The following is a 15,029-nucleotide window of genomic DNA, read 5'->3' on the forward strand; positions in this document are numbered from 1 at the left end:
GCCGGATGCACCACTCGGCGAGCCTGGAGACGACGACCGGCCGCCCGGCGACGGGGTCACCGGACGGCCAGTCGGGTTCGCGATCTCAGCGGAGACGGCGACGCAACGCCAGCCCGCCCAGACCGAGCAACGCCACCGCGGCAGCGGCACCGGCACGCAACACGTTGGCCCGGTCCTCACCGTCCTCAGCCGACAGCGTCAGCTTGTACGCCGTCCGCGAGGTCGCGCCCTCCGGGCTGCCGTAGGGCTGCAACTGCGCCGCGCGCTCGGCACCGGCCTCGATGAGCGCGTACTTCTCGCCGTAGTCCATCGCCGTCGCATTGCCGACATTGACGAGCTGCGACGTGCCCTGCTCGGAGAGCTGCTGGGCACCCTCGGGCAACGCCGGAGCCTTCTGCGCGGCCTGATCGAGACCATCGGCGAGCTTGCCCGCACCCTCGTTCAGCTTCCCCGCGCCCTCGGCGAGCTTCACAGCCCCCGGCGCCAGCTCACCCGTCCCGGCAGCGAGCCGCACCGCTCCGGCGGCGAGCTTCGCCGCTCCCGGTGCGAGCACCTCAGTCCCGGCAGCGAGCTTGTCTGTCCCGCCAGCGAGCTCGTTCGCCCCGCTGGAGAGACGGTCTGTGCCGGCTGAGAGGTCTCGCGTACCTGCGGCGAGTTGACTGGCGCCGCCATTCAGTGTGTCGGCGCCCGTCTTGAGCTTTCCGAGTCCGGTGACCAGATCGTTGCCTCCGGCAGCGAGTTCGTCCAACCCCGCCGCGAGCTTGGCCGTTCCCCCACGCAGGGTCTTCTGCATGGGATCAGCCTCGCCGATGCTGCTGTCAAGTCGTTGCAGACCGGCTCGCGCACCCGCCAAAGCCTCCTTCTGCGAACTCGGCAATGCTGGCGGCGAGGCCGGCCCGTCGAGGATGGCGCGCGCTGTCCCGAGCTTCCTTAGCTCCGGGACGACCGCGGGCGATGTCGGGGCCAGCGCCGTGAGTTGACCGATGGCGCTGTCGATCTGACCGAGGGCAGCGACCCGCAGACTCTCCGCACCATCGATGGCGTCCATGAGGGTCGGACTTTCCGTTCCCGGCTTGAGCGCCAGCTGGGCCTGGGCCAGGCCCCCATCGAGCTCGGCGACCCCAGCGCGCAGCTGTGCCACCCCGTCCAACAGAGCTGGTGCCTTACGCTGAGCTTCGCCGAGACCGTTCGCCAGCTCGCTCGCGCCTCCGGCCAGCCGGCCTGCTCCGGAGTTCAGCTTCCGGGCACCCGTGTTCAGTTCTCCAGCGCCGCCGGCCAACTGATTCGCGCCGGCGTTGAGCTGCTGGGCTCCGGAATTCAGCTCACCGGCTCCGCCGGCCAACTGACCCGCTCCCGCGTTGAGCTGCTGGGCTCCGGAGTTGAGCTCACCGGCTCCGCCGCTGAGCTTGTTCGCGCCGGCGGACAGCTCCCCTGTTCCCGACCGCAGCTGCCCCGCGCCGTCATCGAGCTGCAGGATGCCGGCGACGAGCTCCTCGGCCCCATCGCGGATCTTCAGCAGATTCTGGTCGATCTTCGCCGCACCCTCGGTGAGGTCCACACCGGATTCCGCACCTCCCTTGTAGCTGGCTGCCCCTCCGGAGAAGGACGGGCTCTCCAGCGGGTTGACGGGCAGCACGGACATGTTCGCCTCGGGGATGATCCCGTCGGTGATCTCGGCCGTATAGCCGAAGGTCGTGCGGTCCGAACCGATCGGCGGGAAGAGCGTCATCGTGAACGACAGCAAGGTGCCGCCCTTGCCGTCACCGGCCGCATTCGCCTGTTCGCTCTGCACATCGGTGAAGTTCGACGGCAGCACGGTCGACATCGACCCCACGAGAGGAACGACCACCGCCATCGTGCGGGTCTGCTCATTGCCCTCGCCGTCGGTGTACGTGACCTCCTGCTGCTCACCGGTCATGTTCCGCACCGAGTAGGTGACCTCGAGGGTGCCGTCCTTGCCGACGACATCACCGGGCTTCACCTTCTCGCCGTCGAGGCGATACTCGGCGCGGACATCGACCGGCAGGTCACCGTCGTAGTCCGCGACGCTGCGATACGCCTTCTCTCCCTTGACCGAGGTGGAGATGCGCTGCTTGCCGTCGCGCACCGAAGGACCGCCGAAACCGTTGAGGTTCCGCAGGCCGTCGGTCGACACCGGATTCTCGATGTCGACCGAGCCATCGCCCGTGACGATCAGCTGATCGTAGATCCGCTGGCTCGACACCGTGCCCGTGGCCGACAGCTTCGCGTCGACCGTCTCGGTATTGGTGATCGAGACATCGCCCTTCACACCCGTCGCGGCGGCCGATGCCACCATGGGGGCCTGCGTCGCCAGAACCAGGCATCCGCTCACCGCCGCCAATGTCGCGACGGCGGCCTTGCGCTGCCTCCTCATCAGACCAGCTCCCTCTCGGGTGCCGCCGCGTGACGGCTGCGCTGCGGACGGTCGACGCACAAGGCGGTGACCACCAGCCCCACCACGACCGCCAGCACCAGGCTCGTCATCGTGGAGACCGACTCGGTGGCGAACAACGGCGGATTGTCGGCGAAGACGTGCTCGTAGGCACCGGCGAAACCGGCTCCGCCCAACAACACGGCCCAGAGCGGCAACCTGCCGCCGGCGACGATGGAGACCGCCGTCAAGGCGAGCACCGCGACACCGATGACCAGAGCGCGGCCGACAGCCGTGTCCGGCAGGATCGCGACCCGCACCGCGTACCCGATCCAGGCCACAGCGAGGCCGACGGCGAATGCGGCAGTGCGGGCTCCGAGCCCGTGATCGGGGACCAGCGCTACGACGGCGCCGAGGCCTATCCCGAGGATGGCGACGAAGGTGATGCCGAGGTCCAGTCCCTCGCCCAACATCACGAAGACCGCCGCTGCTACCGCCAAGAGGGCACCAGCGACCCATTCTCCCTTATTCATATTGTGATTCCGGATCCGCGAATGAGGGGGCGATCCGGATCTCCCTTCTACTCGACGTGAATCAGATCACATCGGGCAGGGTTTGGGAATCGCCCGGACGCCCCTACAGCGGCACTTCACCGAAATGCAATACGCCGAGCCCGGAACGGAGCGATGGCTCAGTGTCCGGCCTCGTGCCAGCTGCGACCGTGGCCGACCGACACGTCCAACGGCACCGACAGGCTGGCGGCCGAGGCCATCTGCTCGCGTACGAGACTCTCGACGCGCTCCTCCTCGCCCCGAGCGACGTCCAGCACCAGTTCGTCGTGCACTTGGAGCAGCATCCGCGATCGCAGTCCGGCATCGGTCAAGGCCGCCTCGACACCGAGCATCGCCACCTTGATGATGTCCGCGGCGGAGCCCTGGATCGGCGCGTTCAAGGCCATGCGCTCCGCCATCTCCCGGCGTTGCCGGTTGTCGCTCTGCAAGTCCGGCAGATAGCGGCGTCGGCCCATGATCGTCTCGGTGAAACCGGTCTGCCGTGCCTCGTCGACGATGCCGGCGAGGTAGTCGCGCACGCCGCCGAAGGTCTGGAAGTAGTCGTCCATCAAGAGCTGCGCCTCACCCGGCGTGATGCCCAGCTGCTGGCCCAGGCCGTAGGAGGAGAGACCGTAGGCGAGCCCGTAGTTCATCGCCTTGATACGTGCCCGCAGTCCCCCGTCGATGTCGCCGGGATCGCGGTCGAAGACCTTGGCGGCCATGACGGTGTGGAAGTCGTGCCCGGACTTGAAGGCCTCGATCAGGTCGGCATCCTCGGACAGGTGCGCCATGATCCGCATCTCGATCTGGCTGTAGTCGGCGGTCAGGAGGGCCTCGTAGCCCTCCCCCACGACGAAGGCCTCGCGGATGCGGCGCCCCGATTCGGTACGGATCGGGATGTTCTGCAGATTCGGGTCGGCCGAGCTGAGGCGTCCGGTCGCCGCGATGGTCTGGTAGTAGGTGGTGTGGATGCGTCCATCGGGCTGCACCGTCTTCTGCAGTCCCTCGACGGTCTGGCGCAGCCGGGTGACATCTCGATGGGCGAGCAGATGCTCCAGGAAGGGATGCTCGGTCTTGGCGTAGAGCGATTGCAGCGCATCGGCGTCGGTGGTGTACCCCGTCTTGGTGCGCTTGGTCTTGGGCATCTCGAGCTCGTCGAAGAGCACCACCTGCAGCTGCTTGGGCGATCCGAGATTGACCTCGCGGCCGATGACCGCATAGGCATCCTGTGCCGCGGCCACCATGCGATCGGTGAACTCGGCATGCAGGGCATCGAGATGTGCACCGTCGACCGCGATACCGCGCGACTCCATCCGGCGCAACACCTCGATCAGCGGGAGCTCGACATCGTCGAAGAGCTCGAGAGCACCGTGCTGCTCGACCTGCGGCCGCAGCTCCGTCCAGAGGTCCAGCGCCGCGCGCGCCCGCTGCGCGGCGGCGTCCGCGCCCGCGGTGTCGTCGTCGAAGGCGAGCTGCCCGGAATCGTCGCTGACGGCGATCTCACGATGCAGGTACCGGACCGACAGATCGGCGAGATCATAGGAACGCTGATCCGGTCGCACCAGATACGCCGCCAGAGCGGTATCGGCACGCAACCCGGTCGTCTCCCAGCCCTGCGCGAGCAGCGCGTGGAACTGACCCTTGGCATCGTGCATGACGAGCCCGCGATCCACGTCGGCCAACCACCCGGCGATGGCGGCATCGTCGTCGGGAGTGAGCCGGTCGATCGAGACCCACAGGGAGTGGCCGTCTCCCGTGGCCACCGCCAGCGTGTCCGCCCGCGCGCCGCTGGGGCGCAGCACGCCGCCGACGTCGACACCGACCTCGACACCCGGAGGGGCGTGCTCGGCGAGCCACGCCTCCACCTCGCCGGGACCGGGAAGGGTCAGCTCGAGGTCGAGCGTCGCACCTGAGGCGGACTCGTCGCCGCCGCCGAGGTAGTCGAACAACCGCTCGCGCAGGGCCGAGAACTCCAGCGCATCGAAGACGCGGTGGATGGCGTCGCGATTCCACTCATTGGTGAAGCCCAGCTCCGCTGGCGCCGCGGACAACTCCAGATCGCGGACCAGCGCGTTGAGCCGCCGGTTGCGCACGACATCGTCGAGATGGTCACGTAACGACTGCCCCGCCTTGCCGCCGATGGAGTCGACATCGGCGATGATGCCGTCGAGCCCGTTGTGGGCGGTGATCCACTTGGCCGCGGTCTTGGGGCCCACCCCAGGGACACCGGGAAGGTTGTCGCTCGTCTCCCCCACCAGCGCGGCGAGATCGGGATACCGGCCCGGCGGCACGCCGTATTTCTCCTCGACCGACGCCGGGGTCATCCGAGACAGGTCCGACACCCCGCGCTTGGGATAGAGCACCGTGGTTCGGGAGGTCACGAGCTGCAGGGCATCGCGATCGCCCGTGCAGATCAACACCTCCATCCCGGCATCCTCGGCCTCCCGCGACAGCGTGGCGATGATGTCATCGGCCTCGAAGCCGGGCTTCTCCAGATAGGTGATGCTCAGCGCGTCGAGCACCTCCTTGATGAGCTCGACCTGCCCCTTGAACTCCTGTGGCGAGGCCGACCGATTGGCCTTGTACTCGGCGTACTCCTCGGTACGGAAGGACGCGCGGGAGACGTCGAAGGCGACGGCCACATGCGTCGGCTGTTCATCGCGCAGCACGTTGATGAGCATCGAGGTGAAGCCGAACACCGCATTGGTGCTCTGCCCCGTGGTGGTCGAGAAGTTCTCCACCGGCAGCGCGAAGAAGGCGCGGTAGGCGACAGAATGGCCGTCGATCAATAGCAGTCGGTCCACATCGAACACCCTAGTGGTCGGGGCCGACAGCACAGCCCGAGGTCAGTTGAGCGCGGCCTCCTGGCGGCGCCGCAGCGTGCGACGGACCGCCAACAGCCGGCCGTTGCCGCGGGCGTGCGCGATCCTGTCGTCGAGGCGAGCACGCAGTCGGCTCGTCTGCACGCCGCGCAGCACCGCCAGCTGGTTGAAGCCCACCTTCGTGAAGTAGCGATTGGTCTCACGCGCCTGCACCGGCACACTCGCCACGACGATCTCGCAGCCGTTCTCCTCCGCGTGCGCGGCCATCGCCGACAACAGCAGGCGGGCCACCGACCGCCGCCGGTACTCCGGGCGGACGTGGACATCGGTGACGATCAGCATGCCCGCGCGACTGATCGGCGACACCGTCGCGAGATCGCCGACGACGACGCCCACGACGCGATCATCGTCCAGTGCCACGATCATCCGACGGGCGCGGTGATCGAAGTTGTAGGCCATCGCCTCCGCGGCCTCGCTCGCGTCCGGGCGGCGCCACAGCATCTGCTGCGTGAACGCCTCGGGACCATCACCCTGCCCGGCTTCGGCACAGATCGTCCAGAGCTCGACCAAGCCCGGCGCGTCATCGAGCGTCGCATCCCGCAACGTCACTACCGCACGGCTTCCCATCGACTCGCTGACCTCCGCCTTGGCTCCCCGAACAAGGCCTTAGCGTACGCCCCGATCCCCGGCCAGGACAGTCCTATGACCCCAGAGCAAGCGGACGTGCATGTCCGAACAAAGAAATCGAACTGTTACCGCTGTCCACTGCACACTCACCCCGAATCCACCTATGCTCATGCGGAACGCGGACAGCCCGCTGTCCGTAACTGACGAGCAGGAGAACTGTGTGCAACGACGTCTGACGTCTGTGCTCGCGCTGCTAGGGGGGATGCTCTTCCTTGCCACCGGCGCCGCGAGCGGATCTGCGTTATCAACGCTTCCCAGCGAATCGGAGGGACAGAACACCATCACCGTCCGCGTGGTCGACTCACGCGACGAAGCCGACAACGACCCCGTCGCCGATGTCGACGTCGAGGTCGCCAAGGACGACGGGAGCTTCGAGGAGACCGGCACCACCGACGCCGATGGACAGGCAGTCGTGGAGATCCCGGCCAACGGCAAGTACACGGTCGAGCTCGATGAGGACACACTCCCCTCGGGCGCGGAGCTCGAGGACGGCCGCTCGACGCTGGAGGTGCAGATCCTCACCAGCGGCAACCGTGCCGTCCAGTTCAATATCGGCGACGAAGCGAAGAGCGGACCCGGCCTGGGCAAGCAGTTGGTCAACGGACTCACCTCGGGGGTGAAGTTCGGCGCCATCATCGGCCTCGCCGCACTCGGGCTGTCGCTCATCTTCGGCACCACGGGGCTGACCAACTTCGCGCACGGTGAGCTCATCACCCTGGGCGCGGTGCTGACGCTCTTCCTCAACCGTGGCTTGGGCCTTCCCGTGGTGGTCGCGGGATTCGGCGCCGTGGTTCTCGCGGGGCTCTTCGGCTGGGGACAGGATCGTGCTCTCTGGAGACCGCTGCGCAATCGCGGTACCGGGCTCGTCGCGATGATGATCGTGAGCATCGGCTTCGCGATCCTGTTGCGCTATCTGTTCCAGTACGTCATCGGTGGGCGCACGCAGCCGCTGACCCAGTACGTCACCCAGTCGCGCATCTCCCTCGGACCGGTCTCCATGACCCCGAAGGAGATCTTCATCGTGATCGTCTCCTTCACCGTCATCGCACTCACCTGCCTCGTGCTCATGAAGACCCGGCTCGGCAAGGCGACCCGGGCCGTGTCGGACAATCCGGCACTCGCGGCCTCCTCGGGCATGCGCGTCGACGGAGTCGTCACCACCGTCTGGATCCTCGGCACCGGACTCACCGGCCTCGCCGGCGTCATGCTCGCCCTGGATCAACAGGTCATGTTCCGGATGGGCTTCAACCTGCTCCTGCTCGTCTTCGCCGCGGTCTGCCTCGGCGGACTCGGCACCATCTGGGGAGCACTGCTCGGCAGCCTCATCATCGGCATCCTCGTCGAGGTGTCGCCGGTGCTGGGCATGCCGGCAGAGCTCAAACCGGTGGGCGCGCTCATCGCGCTCATTCTCATCTTGCTGCTGAGACCGCAAGGCATCCTCGGCCGCACCGAGCGGATCGGATAAGGGGGACGACATGGACTGGGGATATGTCTTCGAGTTCGCCACCACGCAGGCCCTGGGGCCCACGGCCGTGGTGTACGCGCTGGCCGCGATCGGCCTCAACATCCACTTCGGCTACACGGGCCTGTTGAACTTCGGCCAGGCCGGATTCATGGCCGTCGGAGCCTACGGCACGGCCACGAGCGTGGCGACCTTCGGACTGCCGCTCTGGGGCGGACTGCTCGTCGGACTCCTGGCGACCGTCGTGCTCGCACTCGTCCTGGGCGTCCCGACGCTGCGGTTGCGTGCCGACTACCTGGCCATCGCGACGATCGCGTCCGCGGAGATCCTCCGTCGGATCTTCCAATCGGTGACCTTCTCGGACACCTTCGGCGGCAGCACCGGCCTGAGCGGCTTCGCCCGCGACTTCTACGCCGTGAACCCGTACACCGGGACCCTCGACCTGGGGTTCATCAGCTTCCGCAACACGACGGCGTGGGTGCTGACGGTCGGCTGGGGGCTCGTCCTCCTGTCGTGCCTCATCGTCTGGGCGGCCACCAAGAGCCCGTGGGGACGCGTCCTGAAGTCGATCCGCGAGGACGAGGACGCCGTGCGATCGCTCGGCAAGAACGTCTACTGGTACAAGATGCAGGCACTCATCCTCGGAGGCCTGTTCGGCGGCCTGGCCGGCATCGTGCTGATCCTGAGCCAGTCCGCGGCCGTGCCGACCGACTTCGCCACCAACACGACCTTCTTCGCGTGGGCGTGTCTCCTGCTCGGGGGCGCCGCTCGCGTCTGGGGTCCGGTCATCGGGGCGATCATCTTCTGGTTCCTGCTGAACTTCCTCGGGGAGCTCTTCTCGCAGATGACCCGCGGCGCGGATCCGATTCTGCCCACCTGGCTCATGACCGAGACCCAGGCGAGCCTCATCCGCTTCATCATCCTGGGACTGGGGCTCATGTTGTTGATGATCTTCCGGCCACAGGGAATCTTCGGCGACCGAAGGGAGCTGGCGATCGATGCCCGCTGACACCAACGCCACCACCGGGCCCACGGCCCTGCAGGGCCTGGCCACCGAGCCGGGCGTACCGAAGCCCGATCCGATCCTGGTCGGCGACAAGATCAAGCGCAGTTTCGGTGGTCTGACCGCCGTGGACGTCGGGCACATCGAGATCCAGCGCGGCGCCATCACGGCCCTCATCGGGCCCAACGGCGCCGGCAAGACCACGCTGTTCAACCTGCTGACCGGCTTCGACAAGCCGGACTCGGGCACGTGGTCCTTCAACGATCAGTCGCTCAGCGGTGTGCCGGCCTTCAAGGTCGCTCGTCGCGGCATGGTCCGCACCTTCCAGCTGACCAAGGTCCTCGCGAAGCTCACGGTGATCGAGAACATGCGGCTGGGCGCCACGGGGCAGCGTGGGGAGAAGTTCCTCAGCGCGCTGTTCCGTCCGCTGTGGAGGGGCCAGGAGGACGACATCACCCGGCGGGCCGATGACCTGCTCGCACGATTCAAGCTCGACACGAAGCGCGAGGACTTCGCCGGTTCACTGTCCGGTGGCCAGCGCAAGCTGTTGGAGATGGCTCGTGCGCTGATGGTCGATCCTGAGCTGGTCATGCTCGACGAGCCGATGGCCGGGGTCAACCCGGCGCTCAAGCAGTCACTCCTCGGACATGTGAAGTCACTGCGCGAGGACGGCAGGACCGTGCTCTTCGTCGAGCACGACATGGACATGGTCCGCGACATCTCCGACTGGGTCATCGTGATGGCCCAGGGCGAGATCGTCGCCGAGGGCACTCCAGCCCAGGTGATGGCCGACGAACGTGTCATCGATGCCTATCTCGGCGCCCACCACGACACCGACCTGACCGAGCTGGACAAGGAGGCCGTGCAGGCCGAGGCCGAGGCAGAGCTCGATCAGGAAGAGGAGGTGAAGAAGGATGACTGACACCGACGCTCTCGCGATCGAACGCGAGAAGCATCTGACCGGCGCCGAGGACGCCGTACTGCGCGCCGATGATCTGACCGCCGGCTACCTGCCGGGCGTCAACATCCTCAACGGGGCGGACCTGTACTGCCAGCGCGGGGAGCTCGTCGGCATCATCGGTCCGAACGGCGCCGGAAAGTCCACGCTGCTCAAAGCGCTTTTCGGCCTGGTCAAGGTCCACAGCGGCACGGTGAAGCTCGACGGCCAGGACATCACGAATCAGCGTGCCGACCAACTGGTCTCTAAGGGGATCGGCTTCGTCCCGCAGACGAACAATGTGTTCCCGAGCCTGACGATCGAGGAGAACCTCGAGATGGGGTGCTATCAGGCGCCCCGCCGGTTCACGGAACGCTTCGAGTTCGTGACCGACCTGTTCCCCCGGCTCGGGGAGCGTCGCAAGCAACGGGCGGGATCGCTCTCCGGTGGTGAGCGACAGATGGTGGCGATGGGTCGCGCCCTCATGATGGACCCGTCGGTGCTCCTCCTCGACGAGCCCTCGGCGGGCCTCTCCCCCGTCCTGCAGGACGAGGTCTTCGTGCAGACGCGCACGATCAACAAGGCCGGCGTCTCGGTCATCATGGTCGAGCAGAATGCTCGCCGATGCCTGCAGATCTGCGACCGGGGCTATGTGCTCGATCAGGGCCGCAATGCCTACAGCGGACGCGGTCGCGAGCTGGCGAACGATCCGAAGGTGATCGAGCTCTACCTCGGCACCCTCGGCGCCAAGGCCGACTGACCCGCACCGGCAGAGGGGCTGGACCGTCATGGTCCAGCCCCTCTGTCAGGTCCCGGCCCCGCGAACACACGAGAGCCCCGGCCGATCGGCCGGGGCTCTCGCTACCTCAGACGGTGCCGGGTGCCTCAGATCTCTCCGAGGATGTAGTCCAGCGGGCTGTGGTTGTTGTTGGCGCCGTACTCGTAGACGCCGATGGTGGCGGCCGTCGGGCTACCGGTGTCACCGAGCTCGATCGGACCGGATGCGCCGTCGTAGTCGATGTCCTCGCCGTTCTCGAGCAGCTCCTTGCAGTCGGCGAAGGTCTCGCACTTGGTGCCGTCCTTGGTCACCTCGATGATGTGCTCGGCGATGTCGGTGCCGGCATCGGAGTCGGCGGCGATCGCGGCGAGCGCCGAGACGATCACGGCGTCATAGGACTCCGCCGAGTAGGTGAAGTCGTTCAGGTCCGGGTCGATCTCCAGCAGGCGGTTGCGGAAGTCATCCGACAGCTCGGGGCCGGGCATGGTCGCCTTGACGCCCTCGAGCGTGCCCTCGGGGAACTCACCCTCGTAGTTGGCGATGTTGCCATCGACGAAGTAGATCTGGACATCCGCCGGACCGACACCCGCGGAGACCATCTCGGGGATGATGCGCTTGGCCTCGTCGAAGGAGATCAACGCGACCGCGTCCGCACCGGCATCGGCGATCTGCTGGATCTCGGTGCCGAAGGTGGTGGCATTGGGGTCGAAGGGCACGGCCGCGTCGACGGTGCCGCCGCTCTGCTCGAAGACCTCCGAGACCACCTCCGAGAGCGCGTCGCCGTAGTCGTCCTGACGCGACAGGATGGCCAGATTGCTGTGCCCGTCGCTCGCCGCCAGATTGGCCAGCACATTGCCCTGCAGGACGTCCGAGGGTGCCGTGCGGAAGTACAGACCGTCGTCGTCGACCTCGTCGAAATCCGGTGAGGTGTTGGCCGGAGAGAACTGGACGACGCCCGAGCCGGTGATCTGGTCGAGCACCGTCATCGAGATCGCCGAAGCCGCGGCGCCGATGATGACATCGGTGTTCTTGCTCAACAGGTTGTCGACCTCGCCCGGGGCGATATTGGGCTCGCCGTCGCCGGAGTCGGCGCGCTCGTGGACGACCTCCTCGCCGAGGACGCCACCGGCCTCGTTGATCTCCTGGACCGCGAGATCGACACCCGCGAACTCCGGGGGGCCGAGGAACGAGAGGCTGCCGGTCTGGGGAAGCAGCGAGCCGATGGTGAGGACACCGTCGGCTTCGACCGAAGAGCCGCCGCCTGAGTCGCCGTCGGCGCTGTCGTCATCGCCGCCGCAGGCCGCGAGCACCAGGGCGCCTGCCGACGCCACAGCCGCGAGGCGGAGTGTCTTGCTCGTGCGCTTCATCAATCCTCCGATAGGTCGTTCGTCACCCGGGGGGTCCCGGACGTGATTGCAGAGGACTCTAATCGCCAAATGTGACGTTCGGCGCACTGTGAGGTATTTCAGGTGTTTCGTAGCCAAGTTGTAACTCGCGGTCACCCGCGCAACGAGGGTCCGTGCTCGATCACGGCCTCGGCGACCTCGCGCATCGAGGTGCGGACGTCCATCGCCGTCTTCTGGATCCAGCGGAATGCCTCGGGCTCACTGACCGACAGAGCCTCCTGCAGTATCGACTTGGCGCGCTCGACCGCCTTGCGGGTGGCGAGCTGCTCGGTGAGATCGTCGACCTCGCTCTCCAGCAGCCGGATCTCGGCGAATCTGCTGCGGGCCATCTCGATGGCGGGCACGAGGTCGGCGGCGGTGAACGGCTTGACGAGGTACGCCATCGCACCGGCCTCGCGGGCACGTTCGACGAGCTCACGCTGGCTGAAGGCCGTGAGCATGACGACGGGTGCGAGGCGGGCACGGGCGATCTGCGAGGCCGCGGCGATGCCGTCGAGTTTCGGCATCTTGACATCCATGACGACCAGATCGGGGCGGTGCTGCGAGGTGAGGGCGATCGCCTGCTCACCATCGGCTGCCTGGGCGACGACGTCGTAGCCGGCTTCGGCGAGCATCTCGGCCAAATCCATCCGGATCAGTGCCTCGTCCTCGGCGATGACGACGCGCGGGGTCGGGCGCGGGGGCGTAGAGGTCACCCCGTAAGGTTATCGGGCGCGCTGTCGCAGGAGCCGGGTTGGCGGAATGGTAGACGCGATGGTCTCAAAAACCATTGTCCGAAAGGGCGTGCGGGTTCGAGTCCCGCACCCGGCACCGCCGCGTAGTCGAACTCGCAGAGCGAGTTGACTACGCTAGGCCCGCACCCACGGCTGAGCCCCATCCAGGCCGGCCTTCTCGTGGAGTGACAATCCCCTCAATTCTGACCCCCACGGGCTCAGCCCGGTGCCGGCTTGCCGGCTGGTGAGATCACGAGCTCGGCCGAGCCACGCCCGACCCATCTCAGTCCCCGAGACACCCCGCCCCAGCCTCACCACTTTTGCCGGGTTGTGGCCCATCCCAAGCACCGAAAAGGGCCACAACCCGGCAAAAGTTGGACCCGGAGGGTCCTGGAGGGAGTGGGTCAGTGCGGAATTTCGTCGATCTCGTAGGCGGGGACGACGTGGTTGATGGCATCGCCCATGTTGTGCACGCGCAGGGCGTTGGTCGAGCCGGGGATTCCCGGAGGGGCGCCGGCCACGATCACGACCTGCGTTCCTTCCGCACACTTGCCGATGTCGAGCAGGGCACGGTCGACCTGCAGCACCATCTGATCGGTGTGCTTGACCTCGGGCACCAGGAAGGTCTCCACACCCCAGGTGAGCGCGAGCTGGTCACGCACCTTGGCGTGCGGGGTGAAGGCGATGACCGGGATGTGCGAGCGGTAGCGCGCCATGCGGCGCGCGGAGTCGCCGCTGGTGGTGAAGGCCACCACGTACTCGGCCTCGACCGACTCGGCGACCTGTGACGCGGCCCGGCAGATGATGCCGCGCTTGGTCTTGGGCTGCCAGGTGTACTCGGCCATCCGCGGCAGGCCGTGGTCTTCGGTCGACTCCACGATCCGTGCCATGATCTTGACCGTCTGCACCGGGAACTGACCGACGCTCGTCTCCCCCGACAGCATGACCGCATCGGCGCCGTCGAGCACCGCGTTGGCCACATCGGAGGCCTCAGCGCGCGTGGGACGCGGAGCGGAGATCATCGACTCCAGCATCTGCGTCGCCACGATGACCGGCTTGGCGTTGCGACGCGCCTTCTCGATGATGGTCTTCTGCACGAGCGGGACGTCCTCGAGCGGCAACTCCACGCCGAGATCGCCGCGCGCGACCATGAAGCCGTCGAAGGCGTCCATGATCTCGTCGAGATTGGCCACGGCCTGCGGCTTCTCGATCTTGGCGATGATGGGGACGAAGACCCCTTCCTCGCGCATGATGTCGCGGACATCCTCGGCATCGGCGGCATTGCGCACGAAGGACAGCGCGATGAAGTCGACATTGGAACGCAGCGCGAAGCGCAGGTCCTCGACATCCTTCTCGCTCAGCGCCGGCACGCTCACGTTGACGCCCGGCAGGTTGATGCCCTTGTTGTTGCTGACCGGTCCGGGCACCTCGACCGTGGTGACGACATCGGTGTCGGTGACCTCGGTGGCCCGCAGGCGCACCTTGCCGTCGTCGATGAGGATCTCGTCGCCCGCGCTGACGTCGCCGGGAAGACCCTTGAAGGTCGTCGACGCGCGCTCGCGGTCGCCGACGATGTCATCGGTCGTGATGGTGAAGGTGTCACCGACCTTGAGCTCATAGGGCCCGTCCTCGAAGCGGCCGAGGCGGATCTTGGGCCCCTGCAGATCGGCGAGGACGGCGATGGCCTTGCCGGTGGCCTCAGCGGCACGACGCACGCGCTCCAGGCGCTTGAGCTGCTCGCTCTGATCGCCGTGGCTCATGTTCAGGCGGGCGACATCCATCCCCGCTATCGCGAGTTCGAGGATGCGCTCCGCGGTGTCGGTGGCGGGTCCGAGGGTGCAAACGATTTTGGCTCTACGCACTCCCTTAGTTTAGTGGCGCAGCCTTACTACTAGCGAGTCGGCCACCGGCGTGCCCGCGGCACCGATGGTGTAGCCGTCACGGAGCAAGATCACCCCGCCCCCACGTGGCCTCGATACGGCCCTCGCCCCTCGGGCCTACTCGACCACCGAGTCGCTCCTCGGTGATCGAGTAGACACGGCGAGCCCTGCGAGTTCGTGACAGTGGAGCCGTGACACCAAGGGCGTAGCCGTCACGGAGCGCGATCACCCCACCCCCACGTGGCCTCGATACGGCCCTCGTCCCTCGGGCCTACTCGACCACCGAGTTGCTCCTCGGTGATCGAGTAGGCACGGCGAGCCTCCAGCGCGGCTACGCCCCATTTTGCGCTGGCTCCATGCGAGCACGTGCCGCATCACCCCGCCCCACGTGGCCTCGA

11 protein-coding genes and 1 tRNA gene are annotated in these 15,029 nt (G+C 67.1%); 5 read left to right on the forward strand and 7 right to left on the reverse strand.

The window, feature by feature from the left end:
• Positions 1-85 precede the first annotated feature (85 nt).
• The 4 genes from JL108_RS04415 to JL108_RS04430 form a co-directional block, all read right to left on the reverse strand.
• A complete protein-coding gene (locus JL108_RS04415; protein WP_205197266.1) occupies positions 86-2,395 on the reverse strand; it encodes a hypothetical protein in 2,310 nt (769 codons plus the stop codon).
• Positions 2,395-2,892, reverse strand: a complete 498-nt coding sequence (locus JL108_RS04420; RefSeq protein ID WP_205197267.1) for a hypothetical protein — start codon at positions 2,890-2,892, stop codon at positions 2,395-2,397. Before JL108_RS04420 ends, JL108_RS04415 begins: the two co-directional genes overlap by 1 nt.
• A 191-nt stretch (positions 2,893-3,083) precedes the next feature.
• Positions 3,084-5,756: a DNA polymerase I gene (polA, locus tag JL108_RS04425; RefSeq protein WP_205197268.1), complete on the reverse strand. Its 2,673-nt coding sequence runs from the start codon at positions 5,754-5,756 to the stop codon at positions 3,084-3,086.
• 33 nt (positions 5,757-5,789) lie between these two features.
• Positions 5,790-6,374, reverse strand: a complete 585-nt coding sequence (locus JL108_RS04430; protein ID WP_205197269.1) for a GNAT family N-acetyltransferase — start codon at positions 6,372-6,374, stop codon at positions 5,790-5,792.
• A gap of 238 nt (positions 6,375-6,612) precedes the next feature.
• On the opposite strand from JL108_RS04430, the gene JL108_RS04435 reads away from it, so the two are divergent.
• From JL108_RS04435 to JL108_RS04450, 4 genes are read left to right on the forward strand one after another with little or no spacing between them, the layout of a single operon-like run.
• Positions 6,613-7,917 carry a hypothetical protein gene (locus tag JL108_RS04435; RefSeq protein WP_205197270.1) on the forward strand — a complete coding sequence of 435 codons (1,305 nt, stop codon included), beginning with the start codon at positions 6,613-6,615 and terminating at the stop codon, positions 7,915-7,917.
• Positions 7,918-7,927: 10 nt separating this feature from the next.
• Positions 7,928-8,923: a branched-chain amino acid ABC transporter permease gene (locus tag JL108_RS04440; RefSeq protein ID WP_205197271.1), complete on the forward strand. Its 996-nt coding sequence runs from the start codon at positions 7,928-7,930 to the stop codon at positions 8,921-8,923.
• The gene (locus JL108_RS04445) at positions 8,913-9,839 is read left to right on the forward strand and encodes an ABC transporter ATP-binding protein (RefSeq protein ID WP_205197272.1); all 927 of its coding nucleotides are present in this window, start codon (positions 8,913-8,915) and stop codon (positions 9,837-9,839) included. The genes JL108_RS04440 and JL108_RS04445 overlap by 11 nt, the downstream gene beginning before the upstream one ends.
• A complete protein-coding gene (locus JL108_RS04450; RefSeq protein ID WP_205197273.1) occupies positions 9,832-10,614 on the forward strand; it encodes an ABC transporter ATP-binding protein in 783 nt (260 codons plus the stop codon). The genes JL108_RS04445 and JL108_RS04450 overlap by 8 nt, the downstream gene beginning before the upstream one ends.
• Before the next feature lie 125 nt (positions 10,615-10,739).
• Here the strand turns inward: JL108_RS04450 and JL108_RS04455 are convergent, their stop codons facing one another.
• A complete protein-coding gene (locus tag JL108_RS04455) occupies positions 10,740-11,999 on the reverse strand; it encodes an ABC transporter substrate-binding protein (protein ID WP_205197274.1) in 1,260 nt (419 codons plus the stop codon).
• A 131-nt stretch (positions 12,000-12,130) separates the two neighbouring features.
• The gene (locus JL108_RS04460) at positions 12,131-12,733 is read right to left on the reverse strand and encodes a response regulator (RefSeq protein WP_307837190.1); all 603 of its coding nucleotides are present in this window, start codon (positions 12,731-12,733) and stop codon (positions 12,131-12,133) included.
• A gap of 32 nt (positions 12,734-12,765) precedes the next feature.
• Between JL108_RS04460 and JL108_RS04465 the strand changes: the two genes are divergently transcribed.
• Positions 12,766-12,848 (forward strand) — tRNA-Leu (locus tag JL108_RS04465).
• 307 nt (positions 12,849-13,155) lie between these two features.
• Here the strand turns inward: JL108_RS04465 and pyk are convergent.
• Positions 13,156-14,613 carry a pyruvate kinase gene (gene pyk, locus JL108_RS04470; RefSeq protein ID WP_205197275.1) on the reverse strand — a complete coding sequence of 486 codons (1,458 nt, stop codon included), beginning with the start codon at positions 14,611-14,613 and terminating at the stop codon, positions 13,156-13,158.
• Between the last annotated feature and the right edge of the window lie 416 nt (positions 14,614-15,029).

This window comes from Aeromicrobium sp. YIM 150415 (assembly GCF_016918125.1).
Classification (GTDB): domain Bacteria; phylum Actinomycetota; class Actinomycetes; order Propionibacteriales; family Nocardioidaceae; genus Aeromicrobium; species Aeromicrobium piscarium.

Bases quoted from the DNA above. Each gene is read 5' to 3' on its own strand.
- JL108_RS04440 (WP_205197271.1), top strand. From the start codon at position 7,928: ATGGACTGGGGATATGTCTTCGAGTTCGCCACCACGCAGGCCCTGGGG.
- JL108_RS04450 (WP_205197273.1), top strand. From the start codon at position 9,832: ATGACTGACACCGACGCTCTCGCGATCGAACGCGAGAAGCATCTGACC.
- JL108_RS04445 (WP_205197272.1), top strand. From the start codon at position 8,913: ATGCCCGCTGACACCAACGCCACCACCGGGCCCACGGCCCTGCAGGGC.
- JL108_RS04455 (WP_205197274.1), bottom strand. From the start codon at position 11,999: ATGAAGCGCACGAGCAAGACACTCCGCCTCGCGGCTGTGGCGTCGGCA.
- JL108_RS04415 (WP_205197266.1), bottom strand. From the start codon at position 2,395: ATGAGGAGGCAGCGCAAGGCCGCCGTCGCGACATTGGCGGCGGTGAGC.